The following is a 12,291-nucleotide window of genomic DNA, read 5'->3' on the forward strand; positions in this document are numbered from 1 at the left end:
AACCGGCATGAGAGCTCGGACTGCCCGCCCGGGCGCCCCGGCCCGCCGGTGCCGCCGCAGCTCCTCCGCCTCCGAGCGCCGGCCCGGATCCGCGGCTCCTCAGCGCCGCAACACCGGCATCTCCGGCGCCGTGTTCTCCAGCGGCACCGCGTCGGACCGTACGAGCCCGAGTTGTACGGCCTGGCGCGGCTGGATCGCGTCCAGGAGCCAGTCGGCCCCGACCCTCACCCGGTTCCCCGGCATGGCCATCAGGTGGTAGCCGCGCGTCACCGCCTTGGCCACCGGCCCGGACAACGGCACCCGCAGCGGGTCGGCCGCCGCCTGAAAGCCCCCGAGGTCGACGACGAAGCCCAGGTCGCGGTGGATGTAGGGGCGACGCTCTCCCCGCCCGAAGGAGGCGGCGACGTTGCGGGCCGCGGTCTTCCCCTGACGGCTCGCGTGCTGCGCCGTCATCGGGGTGATCTGCCCCGGCTTCGTCAGATCGGGCACGGCCGCCGCGTCACCGCAGGCCAGCACCTCGGGGTGGCCCGGTACGGCGAGGTACTCATCGACGATCAGCCGGCCCTTCTCCGTGGGCAGGCCGAGATCGCCGACCAGGGGGTCCGGGCGGACGCCGACGCACCAGATCAGCGAACGCGACGGCACGAAGCGCCCATCCGTGAGATGCACCCCGTCCCCGACGGCCTCGCTCACCGAGGTGCCGGTGGCGACCTCCACCCCGCGCCCGCACAGGACGCGGTACGCGGTCGCCGACATGTGCTCCGCCAGCTCCGGCAGGACGCGCGGGGCCACGTCGAGCAGCAGCCACCGCGGGCGCGGTTCGTGGCGCAGCGCCACGTTCTGCTCGGCCAGCTCGTCCGTGAACAGCTTTCCGTGCGCTGCCACTTCGGTGCCGGTGTACCCGGCGCCGACGACGACGAAGGTGCAGCGCGCCGCCCGTTCCTCCGGGTCGTCGCTCGCTCCCGCCAGCTCGATCTGCCGTGTGATGTGGTCGCGGAGGTAGAGCGCTTCGGGCATGCCGCGGAAGCCGTGGGCGTGCCGGGTGACGCCTGGCACGGGAAGCAGTTTGTTGACGCTTCCCGCGGCGAGGACGAGGCGGTCGTAGGTGATCTCGCGGCGGCGGCCCTCGGGGTCGGTCAGCTCGACGCGGCGGCCGTCGAGGTCGACGTGGTCGGCGGTGCCGAGGATGAATCGGACGTGCGGCAGCGTGCCGGTGAGCGAGACGGACACCCGGCGGGGTTCGAGGATGCCGGTCGCCACCTCGGGCAGCAGCGGCACGTACAGGAAGTAGTCGTTCGAGTTGATCAGGACGATCTCGGCGGCGCCACGGGCGAGACGGGACAGCGTCCGGGCGGTCTGGTAACCGGCGAAGCCCGCTCCGACGATCACGATGCGCGGTCGGGTCATGGTCCTTCCCTTGACGGGGCGGTGGCCGGCGATCGGTGCGCACCGGGGCCCGGGCGTTCCGGCGCTCGGCCGCTGCCTTCGAACACTCCGCCGCTCCGGGTTCCCCGTACGGCTCAGCCGAATCCGCCTCGAACTCCCGTAGCACGGAAGATCCTTGACTTGCCTCCCCGGCGCAGCGAGCCTGACACGGTCTTCTGACAACGTTGTCCGATCCCGTTCGTCCTCCGTGCCCGACACCCCTGCCCGTGGAGGCCGTTTCATGTCATGGATCCCATCCCATCGCAGCGGCCTCCGCAGCCGCATGCGCCTGGCCGCCGGGGCCGCCGTCGTGGCGGCCCTTCTCGGTGCGGCGCTCGGCGGCCCCGCCCCCACCGCGGCGGATGCCGCCGACGGCGGCGAGCGCCTGACCGATCTCGTCAACCCCTTCATCGGTACCCGCGACGAGGGCAACACCTTCCCCGGCGCAGCCGTCCCCTTCGGAATGGTCCAGCTCTCCCCCGACACCGGGCACAACACCGGCTACGACTGGAACGACTCGCAGATCCGCGGCTTCTCCGCCGTCCACCTCTCCGGGGTCGGCTGCGCGATCGGCGGCGACCTGCCCGTCATGCCGACCACCGGTGACATCACCAGCACCGACAACGCCGTCTACGCGTCCGGCTTCAGCCACGACCAGGAGAGCGCCTCCCCCGGCCGCTACAAGGTCCGCCTCGCCGACCACGGCGGCATCACCGCCGAGCTGAGCGCCACCGCGCACACCGGCCGCCAGCGCTACACCTTCCCGGCCACGGACAAGGCCAATGTCCTCCTCAACTCCGGCCAGGCGCTGCACAAGGTGACGGACAGCCAGGTCACGGTCCTCGACGACCGCACGGTGGCGGCCACGGTCACCGGCAACGGCTTCTGCCGGAAGGGCGGCGAGCCCTACACGGTCCACACCATCACGCGGTTCGACCGGCCCTTCACCGCGCACGGCACCTGGGACGGCGCCCGCGTCACCGAGGGCTCCGACGCCTCCGAGGGCTCGGGGCGCCGCGGCGCCTACGTCCGTTTCGACACCACCGGCAGCGACCGCGACGTGGAGGCCGTGACGGCCATCAGCTACGTCGACCAGGACGGCGCGGCCAGGAACCTGGAAGCCGAGGGGCGGACGTCCTTCGACGCCGCCGCCACGGCGGCCACCCGCGCATGGGAGGAGCGGCTCGGCCAGGTCCGCGTACGGGGCGGTGGCCAGGATCAGCGGCGCGCGTTCTACTCCGCGCTCTACCGGTCGCTGCTGCACCCCAACACCGGCCAGGACGTGGACGGCCGCTACACCGGCTGGGACCGGCAGGTGCATCGCGCGGAAGGCTTCACATACTACCAGAACTGGTCCCTGTGGGACACCTACCGCACCCAGGCGCAGCTGCTCGCCCTCATCGCCCCGCGGGAGTCGCGGGACATGGCGCTGTCGCTGCTCAGGGTGGACGAGCAGGGCGGCTGGCTGCCCAAGTGGGGCTACGGCACGGCCGAGACGAACATCATGACCGGCGACCCGGTGACCCCGTTCCTCACCAACGCCTACCAGCAGGGACTGCTGAAGGGCCATGAGGAGGAGGTCTACCGGACCCTGCGCAAGAACGCTGACGGCGTCCCGCCGAAGGACAGCCCCTACGTGGGGCGCGAGGGCAACAGCCACTACCAGCGGGAGGGCTATGTCCCCCACGACGCCGACCGCGAGAAGGTCAAAATCGGGGACTCCGACTTCCACCACGGCGGCTCGGCCACGCTGGAGTACGCGCTCGCGGACGCCGCGCTCGCCGAGATGGCCCGGGACCTCGGGCACACGAAGGACGCCGAGCGCTATGCCGCGCGCGGCCAGAGCTACCGCAATCTCTTCGACGGCTCCACCGGCTTCTTCCGTCCGCGCGACGCCGACGGCGTCTTCATCGGCGCCGAGGACCCCGCGAAGAGCGAGGGCTTCCACGAGGGCACGGCGTGGCAGTACCTGTGGATGGTGCCGCAGGACCTGCCGGGCCTGGTGTCCCTCCTCGGCGGCAAGGAGGCCACCGAGCAGCGGCTGGACACCTTCTTCGCCTACGACCGGCTGCGCACGGACCCCGAGGGCACGGCGCGCGAGGTCTGGGTGGGCGGCCCGTACGACTACTACAACCAGGACAAGTACAACCCGCAGAACGAGCCGGACCTCATCGCGCCGTACACCTACCTCGCCACCGGAAGCCCCGGGAAGACGAACGACGTCGTGCGCGCCGCGCTGTCGCTGTTCACCGACGCTCCCGACGGCATCACCGGCAATGACGACCTGGGCACCATGTCGTCCTGGATGGTGCTGTCGTCGATGGGTGTGTTCCCGGTGTTCCCGGGCACCGACGTCTGGGGTCTGTCGACGCCCGCCTTCGAGCAGGTCGACCTGGCGCTGGACCGGAACTGGTACCCGAGCGGCCGCCTGCGGATCACGGCGCCCGGGACGAGTGACGCGGCGCGCTATGTGCAGTCCGTGCGGCTCGGCGGCAAGGACCTGACGAAGACGTGGATCACCACGGAGGACATCAGGGCAGGCCGGGACCTGGAGTTCCGCCCCGGTACGCAACCCTCGGCGTGGGGGACGCACGCGGGCGACGCCCCGCCGTCCATGGCTGACGGCGCGTCACCGGCGGCGGCCGGCCGGAGATCCGGCTCGTAGCGCAGCACCTACGGGCAGGCCCACCCCCGCGGGGCGGTCAGCGATCGGCCATCACCAGGCCGTCGTCGGCCGCCCCGCGGCTCATGACGGCCTCCCGGATGGAGTCCCGCACCTTCCGGTAGTCCTCCCGGCCGGGGTCGCCGCGCAGCGCCTTGCCCAGGTTGACGACCCGCCACGGCGGTCCGCGGTCGGTCATCTGCGGGATGAACTCGGCCTTGGTCACCGCCCAGCGCTCACCCTCCCGCCGCGGCGGCTCGAAGCGGAAGCGGGCGATGGAACCGTGGTTGCCCCGCGGGTCCTGCATGACACCGGCGACCTGGTCGCCGAGGCCGTGGACGACCCAGGTGCCGTTGACCTTCTCGTAGGCCTGCGGCACGTGGTTGTGCGTGCCGATGAGGAGGTCGATGTCGGCGCGGCCCGCGGAGCGCGAGCGGGTGAGCCGGTCGGCGAGGTCCCGCTGCATCGCGTCGGGCTCCTCCTGCCACTCGGTGCCCCAGTGCAGGCTGAGCACGACCACGTCCGCTCCGGCTCTGCGGGCCGCGCGCGCGTCGGCGACGATCCGGCCCGGGTCGATGCGGTTGACGATCCACGGCTTGCCCTTGGGGAGGGGGATGCCGTTGGTGCCGTAGGTGTACGAGAGCTGGGCGACCTTCGCGGTGCCCGCGCGAAGGAGGACGGGCTTCCCGGCCTCGGCGGCCGAGCGGGCCGAACCCACGTGGCCCAGCCCCGCCTTGTCCAGGGCGTCGAGCTGACGGTGCACGCCGTCGGCTCCGGCGTCCAGCGTGTGGTTGGAGGCGGTCGAGCAGGAGTCGTAGCCCGTCTCCTTGAGCGCCACCGCCACTTGAGGCGGCGAGAGGAACATCGGGTAGCCGGTGAAGGGGCCGCCCGGTTCGCCGTACGGGGTCTCCATATGGCATATCGCCACGTCCGCGGCCGAGATGACGGGACGGACCCCGGCGAACAGCTTCCGGAAGTCGTGTCCACTGCCCCCGGCGTCCTGCTGGGCCTGACTCATGATCGTCGGATACGGGATGACGTCGCCACTGGCCACCAGGGTGAAGCCGCGCTGGGGTCCGGCCTTGCGCGGCGGCGTCGTCCGGTCGACTCCGGTGAGCGACGAGGTGGCCTGCGTGCCCGTACAGGCCGCGAGGGCCCCGAGCAGGGCGCAGCCGACGGCCAGCGCCGTGCCGCGGAAACGTCTCCGGCGAAGCCGGGTCGGGCGGAGTCTGTGTCCCGTGCTCATGGTCGGCTCTCCTCGTGTCCGTTCCTCTCCCGGGACGAGCGGGCGGCGTTGAGGGCGTCCACGGCTCCCTTGGCGTCACCGATCGTCGTGTAGTCGACGGCGACGAAGGTGACCGGTCTGCCGCGTTCGCGCTCGCAGGCCAGGGCGCGTTCCAGGACCCGTTCGCGGCTGTTGACCTGGCCGGCGCCCAGGCGGCTGCCGCCGTCACGGGTGACGAAGTGGTTGAGCAGGAACAGTCGTTTGCCATCGCCGCCCCGGTGGGGCGCGCAACTCATCTCCTGCGGGCTGCGGAAGGCGAACGGGGTCTCCATCGCGTACCGGTAGAAGTTGCGGTACCAGGGGGCCGGGCCGTCGGCCTGCTCGGCGAAGACGACCAGCCGCCGGTCGCTGCGCACCATTTCGCCCAGCGTCGGCCAGGGCCGGCCGGGGTCCGCGTCGGGCGTGTACAGCAGGTCCTCCAGACCCGCCTCGCGGAAGGCCCGTACGGTCTCCTCGCCGCTGACGCCGTCCTGCACGATCAGGGTGACGACCTCGGTGGGGTGGGCCCGCATCCATGCCCCGACCTTGCGGAGGGTGGGGACCAGCGCGACCGCGCCGCCCCCGCACATCGAGTGGCACAGCCACACTCCGTCGCGCGCCGGGCCGGCCCGGCGGACGAACCGGGTCAGTGCGGCGTCCGAGGCCGGGACGCGGTCGCGGAAGCCGGAGGCGTTGATGCGCCCGGTCACATCCTCGGGGGTCTCCCAGGTGTGGGTGTCGACGAGCAACGCCCGTACGCCCGCGTCGAGCTGGGCCGTGATCCCGAGGTCCTGGAGCGGGCCGATGAACCGGTCCTCGGTGGTGGACATGGCGTTGTGCGCGGCCAGTTGGGCCACCTCGTCGTAGCGCAGGGCGCAGAAGGCGGCCGAGCCCTGGCAGCGCCGGGGCGTGCCGCCCACCGTGGTGGGCGCGAGCGCCGCGCCCGCCGTGGCGATCACGGCGACCCCGGCGGTCACGGCCCATGCGCGTGCGGGGCGTGAGACGGGTGTTCCGGCTGCGCTGCGCCTGCCCGCGGTACGCCACAACAGCCCGGTACCCGCGGCCAGCAGACCGGCCGTCACCGGGACCAGCGCCGCCAGCAGCCCCGCCTGGAGGAGCCGGTCGGCGGCCGTGGTCTGCACATCCTCCACGAGCCGGGCCAGCGACGGCGGCCAGGAGGCGGAGGGCGCGGGCATGGCCCGGGCCGCGACGATCCGGCCGGCGCCGGCGGCAGCCGCGGCCAGGACCCCGCCGGCGGTTGTCGCCGCGCCGAGGGCGGTCAGCCGCCGGGCGTAGGTGCCGGGCACGGCGGCCCAGAGCGCGAGCAGTCCGGCCACTCCCAGGATCACGGCCGCGGTCTGTACGGGGCCGAGGCCCAGCCGGGCGATCGAACGCGCCTTGCGGACCAGGGCGACGCCGTCCCGGTCCTGGTCCTCCAGGTCGGCGACGACCTGCCAGCGGGTCCCCTCCCGGTGGAGGACCACATTCCCGGACGCGAAGCGGCCGTCGGACGGCGGGCCCGCGAGCGTCGGGGCCGGCCGGCCCTCGCCGCCGAGGGCCGCGGTGAGGCCGGGCCGCAGCCGCTCCCGGGCGGTGTCGGGGAGGAACGACAGCAGCGCTTCGGCGGCAGCGGGCACGTCCTGTGGCGCGATGACCCCTGCGGGGAGGGCGGGGAAGGCGGCCGCCTGCCGGACCGGCGCGGCGGGGAGGGCGTCCGCCGTTCCCCGCAGCCCGGCCGCGGCGGCGTCGACGTCGTCCGCGGGCCACTCGTCCACCGCGGCGATCAGGTCGCCGAAGTAGATCCGGATCAGGTCCTCGAAGTTGGCCAGAACCGGTCGGAGGTCGGCGGTCAGCCGCAGCGCGGGCCGGTCCCCGCGCAGATAGCCGACCGCGTTGCCGATCTGCTGCTCGGCCAGGGCGCGTACGGCCTCGGGCGGCAGAACGTTCTTGATGTTGGAGGTGACGATGCCCTGCGGCACCGGGAGGCGGGCCAGGATGTGGCCGGTGGCCTCCGAGGACTGCGGGTCGACGAGCACTTCGTCGTAGAGCCGGTCGTACGCGCGCTGCTCGTCCAGGACCTCTTCGTAGTAGGCCGGATTGAGCGCGGTGCTGCGGGCGGTGGCGGCGGCGGCGAGCGCGACCGTCGAGACCACGACGGAGAGGAACGCCAGCCAGCAGACCGCCCTGCGCCGCCACGACTGGCGGGAGAGCGCCGTGCTGCCGGCCGGAGCCGGTATCCGCGTGCGGCTCATGGTCCTCTCTTCGCTCGCTTCCCCCCTCTCCGACCTTGGGAGGTGGCCCCGAGCGCGGCCAGCCGCGGGGCCCCAAGCGGGTGAGGAGCGGGAGCCCCGCTGTGGCGGGGGTGCGCCGTGGGCGTACGGGGGCGGGAGCAGTCGTTCCGCCGCGTGAAGCGGCCGCGGCCTACCCTGGAAGGAGCAGGTGTGTGCCCCATGAGGGGAGGACGCCATGCGGGACGACAGTCACGAATCAGGTCGGGCTGCCCCGGAGAATCCGAAGCAGGGCCTCGGTGCTCCGGCCGTTCCCGGGGCCCCTGCCGCCCCGGACTTTCCCGAGGACCCGGGAGCCCCGGTACCCCGGTCGCGTTCGGGCATCCACGGACGCAGGCACCCGCGCACCGGCACGGAACCCGCGATGGCGCGCAGCGCGCTGGGGCTGCGGAAACTGCTGTCCGTGATCTACACGCCGCTGTTCCTGGCCGGTGCCGTCCTCTTCGCGATCTGGGCGGGCAAGTCCGATGCGGGCTCCACACCCAGCTCGGGCGCGCTCGGGGCGATCGCGATCGTCTGCGCCGTGCTCTCCCTGCTGGCGCTGACGGATCTGATGGTCGTGAAGCACCGGCTCAGGCGCGAGCGCGGCCGACGCCACTGACACAGATGCAGCTCGGGCCGTAGGGGTCGTGTTCGCAGGCGTGCGTCAGGACTCCGCGTCCTGTGACCGGTACGGGGTGTGCGGCACCGGCCGGAGATCCGTACGGCACAGGGGCCGGACGATTCCTGGCCGCCCGGGAGGTGTGAAACGGCGCCGGCTGCCCACTCGTCAGCCATGACAGAGAAACGTGCCGAGACGGAGGAGCGGACCGTACCCGGTGTGCCCGAGTCGGGCGGTGTGCCGCCCGGGGAGACGCCTCCGGGAGAAGGCGGCCTGTCGGGTGCCGGTCCGCAGGAGACCTACAACCCGCCCCGCGGCTGGGGCGCGGTGCCACTGATCCTCCTGATGATCGTGGTCATGCTCTTCGCGGTGTTCTACGTCGTCGGCTACGTCACGCGCTGACCCTGCGGGCCCCGGGCTCCGAGGTCTGTCGCGGGCGTCCGGCGGTGTCTCTTCGCGGGCCTGCGGCGGACGTGTCTCCGCCTGACGCCCGGCGGATGCGTCAGCCCGCCATGTCCACGAGCCGCCGTGCCGTCGCAACGATCGCGTCCGCGTCGATACCGGCCGCGTGCAGCTGCTCCTCCGGCGCGGCCGAGCCGGGCTGGCACCGTACGGCAAGCCGGATCAGCCGCGGTACGGGCCTGCCGTCGGCGAACGCCTCGGCCACCGCGTCGCCCAGGCCGCCCTCGGGGTGGTGATCCTCGACGGTGATCAGGCACCCGGTCGCGTCGGCTGCGGCGCGCAGGGCCACGGTGTCGACGGGCTTGAGCGAGTAGAGGTCGATCACCCGCGCGTGGATGCCCTCCTCCGCGAGCCGACCCGCGGCCGTCAGCGCCTCGTGGACCGTGACGCCCGCGCCGATCAGGGTGACCCGGTCGTCCTCGGAGGAGCGCAGCAGCGAACTGCCGCCGATGGGGAACTCCTCGTCGCTGCCGTAGATGACCCGGGTGTTGCCGCGTGTGGTGCGCAGATAGCTGATGCCGGGGCGGTCGGCCATCGCGGCCACGAGCCGGGCGGTCTGGTTGGCGTCGCACGGGTAGAGCACGGTGCTGTCGTGGAGGGACCGGAACATCGCCAGGTCCTCGAGCCCCATCTGCGAAGGGCCGTCCTCGCCGATAGCGACGCCGGCGTGCGAACCGGCGACGGCCAGTCGGGCCCGGCTCACCGCGGCCATCCGCAGGAAGTCGTGGGCACGGGTGAGGAAGGCGGCGAAGGTCGCGACGTACGGCACCCAGCCGCGGGCCTGCATGCCGACGGCGGCGGCCACCATCTGCTGCTCGGCGATGTAGCACTCGAAGTACCGGTCGGGGTTCTCCTTGGCGAAGTACTCGGCGCGGGTGGAGTCCCCGACCTCTGCGTCCAGCGCGACGACGTCCGAGCGCGCGATGCCGAGCGCCGCGAGCGCCTGCCCGTACGCGGTGCGCGTGGCGGCCGTCCCGCCGATGTCGTACCGCGGCAGTTGCAGGGGGGCGGTGGGGTGCTGCGGGTCCTGCACCTCGGGCGGGGCCTGCACGTCGACCTGGATGTCGCGGATGCCGCCCAGCTCGGCGATGGCCGCTTCCGCGTCCGGCAGCGGCTTGCCGTGGAAGCCCTCCCGGTCCTCGACGGCGGCGACGCCGCGCCCCTTCATCGTGCGGGCGATGATGGCGGTCGGGCGGCGGGCGGTGACCCTGGCCTCGGCGTACGCCTGGTCGATGGCGGCGATGTCGTGCCCGTCGATCTCGACGGTGTGCCAGCCGAACGCCTCGATGCGCCGGGCGTAGGCGTCGAGCTGCCACTCGTGGCGGGTGGGCCCGCGCTGCCCGAGCCGGTTGACGTCGATGACGGCGGTGAGGTTGTCGAGCCGCTCGTGCCCGGCGTGCTCGAACGCCTCCCACAGGGAGCCCTCGGCCAGCTCGCTGTCACCGCACAGCACCCAGACCCGGTACGGCAGCCGGTCGAGCCGCTTGCCCGTCAGGGCCAGGCCGACCCCGACGGGCAGGCCCTGCCCGAGCGAGCCGGTGGCGACCTCGACCCACGGGAGCTGCGGTGTCGGGTGCCCCTCCAGACGGCTGCCGAGCTTGCGGAAGCTCAGCAGTTCGTCGTCGGGCACCGCGCCCGCCGCCTTGAACAGGGCGTAGAGCAGGGGTGAGGCATGGCCCTTGGAGAAGACCAGATGGTCGTTGCCGGGGTGCTCGGGCCGGTCGAAGGAGTACTGGAAGTGGTTCGCCAGGAGTACGGCCATGAGGTCGGCGGCCGACATCGAGGACGTCGGGTGGCCGGAGCCTGCGGCGTCGGCGGCGCGGACCGCGTCCACGCGGAGCTGCTGCCCCAGCTCGTGCAGGTGTTCGTGGTTCATCTCGGCCCTCCCGCTCAGGACTGTCTGCGAGTACCCGGCATCGAGGGCACCACACAGCGGGATCCGTGCACCGGAGGCCGGGCCCCGCCCGGCGCCGTGGGCGCGGCCGGCGACGGCCGGCACAGGGCATCGGCGGCGAGGCACGTACGGGAGGACCGGCCCCGGGGCGGACAAACCTTCCGAGGCGGACAAACCTTTCTGCGGGGCCTGGCGCCCGCAGAAGTGCGTAGGCATACCGAGCCCCGGAAAGCGGGCCCGCCCGGCGTGCGGTGCGGGATCAGCGCACCGCCGGGCGGCATCCCGCCGGGATCAGTGCCCCGGGACGGGCGACAGCCGTGCCGCCGCCTCCGCCCTGGCCGACTCCAGCAGCGCCAGCAGCAGACTCTTGCTGGAGTTGCGGCGCCGGACATCGCACATGACCACCGGGGCAGGCGACTTGAGGTTCAGGGCGGCATGAACCTCCTCGGGCGTGAAGTCGCAGTGGCCGTAGAAGCAGTTGACGCCGACGGCGAAGGGGATGCCGCGCTGCTCGAAGAAGTCCAGCGAGGCGAAGCTGTCGGCCATACGGCGCGGGTCGGCGAGGACGACCGCGCCGAGCGAGCCGAGCGCGAGGTCGTCCCACATGAACCAGAAACGCTCCTGCCCGGGTGTGCCGAACAGATAGAGCACATGGTCCGGATCCAGGGTGATACGGCCGAAGTCCATGGCGACCGTGGTCGTTTCCTTGTCGGGGGTGCCCGCGAGATCGTCGACGCCCAGGCTCGCCTGGGTCATGTACTCCTCGGTCTCCAGCGGGGGGACCTCGCTCACCGAGCCGATCATCGTGGTCTTGCCCACACCGAAGCCCCCGGCTATGAGGATCTTGAGCGCTGTGGGCATGGCGGCGGAACCACTCATCCGCTCAGAGCTGGCGAATTCCACGGATCACTCTCTCCAGTAGTGCAACGCTCGGGACGTCCGTCACCGAACCCGGCGCCTTGATGACGATCATTGACTTGTCGAGCAGGTCTCCGCAGAGCACCTTCACCACACTCGGGGGAAGGTCCAGCAGCGCGGCGATCTCGGCGACCGCCAGGGGACGCTGCCGGCAGATGTCGAGAATGGCTTCCGACTCCGGCTGCTCCACGTGCCCAGGGGGCAGAGAGCCAGACCGTGTTGTCGCCACGAGGGTGATCAGAGCGAAGTCGGACCGGCTGTGCCGGGTACGTCCTCCGGTGATGGCGTAGGGCCGGACGAGGTATCCGGCGCCCTCGTCGAACCACGGTCTGTTCTTCGAGATGGTCAGAGATCCTTACTGTGACGGCCGGTTGGGACCTCCGCACGAGGTGCCGCGCTCAGGTACGCGCCGACCTTCTGAACGATCATGGCCATTTCGTACGCCGCGATGCCGGCGTCCACCTGGTCGGTGGCGAGCACGGCGAGCCTCGCCCCCGTACCGGCGTTGCTGACGAAGAGGAAGGCGTGATCCATCTCGATGACGGTCTGCCGAACCTGGCCGCCCGCGAAGTGGCGCGCCGCACCGTGGGAGAGGCTCTGCAACCCGGAAGCCACGGCCGACAGATGCTCCGCGTCCTCCCGCCTGAGGTCCTTCGACCAGGCGAGAGCCAGACCGTCCTGAGCAAGCACCAGCGCGTGACGGACTTCCGGGACGTCGGCTACCAGGTTGTTCAGGAGCCAATTCAGCTCACTCGTGGTGTTGGTCTGGTGAATCAT

At 72.3% G+C, this 12,291-nt stretch carries 10 protein-coding genes; 3 read left to right on the plus strand and 7 right to left on the minus strand.

Annotated features, from left to right (window positions below; all coding sequences use genetic code 11):
* Nucleotides 1-99: 99 nt before the first annotated feature.
* The gene (locus tag ACGFNH_RS16460) at nucleotides 100-1,407 is read right to left on the minus strand and encodes an NAD(P)/FAD-dependent oxidoreductase (protein WP_393654166.1); all 1,308 of its coding nucleotides are present in this window, start codon (nucleotides 1,405-1,407) and stop codon (nucleotides 100-102) included.
* A gap of 259 nt (nucleotides 1,408-1,666) precedes the next feature.
* Between ACGFNH_RS16460 and ACGFNH_RS16465 the strand changes: the two genes are divergently transcribed.
* Nucleotides 1,667-4,090, plus strand: a complete 2,424-nt coding sequence (locus ACGFNH_RS16465) for a GH92 family glycosyl hydrolase (protein ID WP_393654168.1) — start codon at nucleotides 1,667-1,669, stop codon at nucleotides 4,088-4,090.
* 37 nt (nucleotides 4,091-4,127) lie between these two features.
* On the opposite strand, the gene ACGFNH_RS16470 is transcribed toward ACGFNH_RS16465, so the two are convergent.
* Nucleotides 4,128-5,333 carry a CapA family protein gene (locus ACGFNH_RS16470; RefSeq protein ID WP_393654170.1) on the minus strand — a complete coding sequence of 402 codons (1,206 nt, stop codon included), beginning with the start codon at nucleotides 5,331-5,333 and terminating at the stop codon, nucleotides 4,128-4,130.
* Complete coding sequence (locus ACGFNH_RS16475) at nucleotides 5,330-7,603, minus strand: hypothetical protein (protein ID WP_393654172.1); 2,274 nt, start codon at nucleotides 7,601-7,603, stop codon at nucleotides 5,330-5,332. The genes ACGFNH_RS16470 and ACGFNH_RS16475 overlap by 4 nt, the downstream gene beginning before the upstream one ends.
* A gap of 358 nt (nucleotides 7,604-7,961) precedes the next feature.
* Between ACGFNH_RS16475 and ACGFNH_RS16480 the strand changes: the two genes are divergently transcribed.
* Both ACGFNH_RS16480 and ACGFNH_RS16485 read left to right on the plus strand, forming a co-directional pair.
* The gene (locus tag ACGFNH_RS16480; protein WP_393654485.1) at nucleotides 7,962-8,240 is read left to right on the plus strand and encodes a DUF6343 family protein; all 279 of its coding nucleotides are present in this window, start codon (nucleotides 7,962-7,964) and stop codon (nucleotides 8,238-8,240) included.
* Nucleotides 8,241-8,414: 174 nt separating this feature from the next.
* Entirely contained in the window at nucleotides 8,415-8,642 is a 228-nt protein-coding gene (locus tag ACGFNH_RS16485) for a DUF6480 family protein (protein WP_393654174.1), read from the plus strand.
* A 100-nt stretch (nucleotides 8,643-8,742) separates the two neighbouring features.
* Here ACGFNH_RS16485 and ACGFNH_RS16490 read toward each other — a convergent pair whose 3' ends face one another.
* From ACGFNH_RS16490 to ACGFNH_RS16505, 4 genes are all read right to left on the minus strand, one after another.
* Nucleotides 8,743-10,578: a transketolase gene (locus ACGFNH_RS16490; RefSeq protein ID WP_393654175.1), complete on the minus strand. Its 1,836-nt coding sequence runs from the start codon at nucleotides 10,576-10,578 to the stop codon at nucleotides 8,743-8,745.
* A 309-nt stretch (nucleotides 10,579-10,887) separates the two neighbouring features.
* Nucleotides 10,888-11,475 (minus strand): ATP/GTP-binding protein, encoded by a 588-nt coding sequence (locus ACGFNH_RS16495; RefSeq protein WP_393654177.1) that lies wholly within the window; start codon nucleotides 11,473-11,475, stop codon nucleotides 10,888-10,890.
* 4 nt (nucleotides 11,476-11,479) lie between these two features.
* The gene (locus tag ACGFNH_RS16500) at nucleotides 11,480-11,863 is read right to left on the minus strand and encodes a DUF742 domain-containing protein (protein ID WP_393654487.1); all 384 of its coding nucleotides are present in this window, start codon (nucleotides 11,861-11,863) and stop codon (nucleotides 11,480-11,482) included.
* Complete coding sequence (locus tag ACGFNH_RS16505) at nucleotides 11,860-12,291, minus strand: roadblock/LC7 domain-containing protein (protein WP_393654179.1); 432 nt, start codon at nucleotides 12,289-12,291, stop codon at nucleotides 11,860-11,862. The genes ACGFNH_RS16500 and ACGFNH_RS16505 overlap by 4 nt, the downstream gene beginning before the upstream one ends.

It is taken from the genome of Streptomyces sp. NPDC048639, assembly GCF_043199075.1.
In the GTDB taxonomy this organism is placed as follows: domain Bacteria; phylum Actinomycetota; class Actinomycetes; order Streptomycetales; family Streptomycetaceae; genus Streptomyces.

Coding starts and splice junctions, on each gene's coding strand:
- ACGFNH_RS16495 (WP_393654177.1), bottom strand. CDS start 11,475: ATGAGTGGTTCCGCCGCCATGCCCACAGCGCTCAAGATCCTCATAGCC.
- ACGFNH_RS16475 (WP_393654172.1), bottom strand. CDS start 7,603: ATGAGCCGCACGCGGATACCGGCTCCGGCCGGCAGCACGGCGCTCTCC.
- ACGFNH_RS16460 (WP_393654166.1), bottom strand. CDS start 1,407: ATGACCCGACCGCGCATCGTGATCGTCGGAGCGGGCTTCGCCGGTTAC.
- ACGFNH_RS16490 (WP_393654175.1), bottom strand. CDS start 10,578: ATGAACCACGAACACCTGCACGAGCTGGGGCAGCAGCTCCGCGTGGAC.
- ACGFNH_RS16485 (WP_393654174.1), top strand. CDS start 8,415: ATGACAGAGAAACGTGCCGAGACGGAGGAGCGGACCGTACCCGGTGTG.
- ACGFNH_RS16465 (WP_393654168.1), top strand. CDS start 1,667: ATGTCATGGATCCCATCCCATCGCAGCGGCCTCCGCAGCCGCATGCGC.
- ACGFNH_RS16470 (WP_393654170.1), bottom strand. CDS start 5,333: ATGAGCACGGGACACAGACTCCGCCCGACCCGGCTTCGCCGGAGACGT.
- ACGFNH_RS16505 (WP_393654179.1), bottom strand. CDS start 12,291: ATGATTCACCAGACCAACACCACGAGTGAGCTGAATTGGCTCCTGAAC.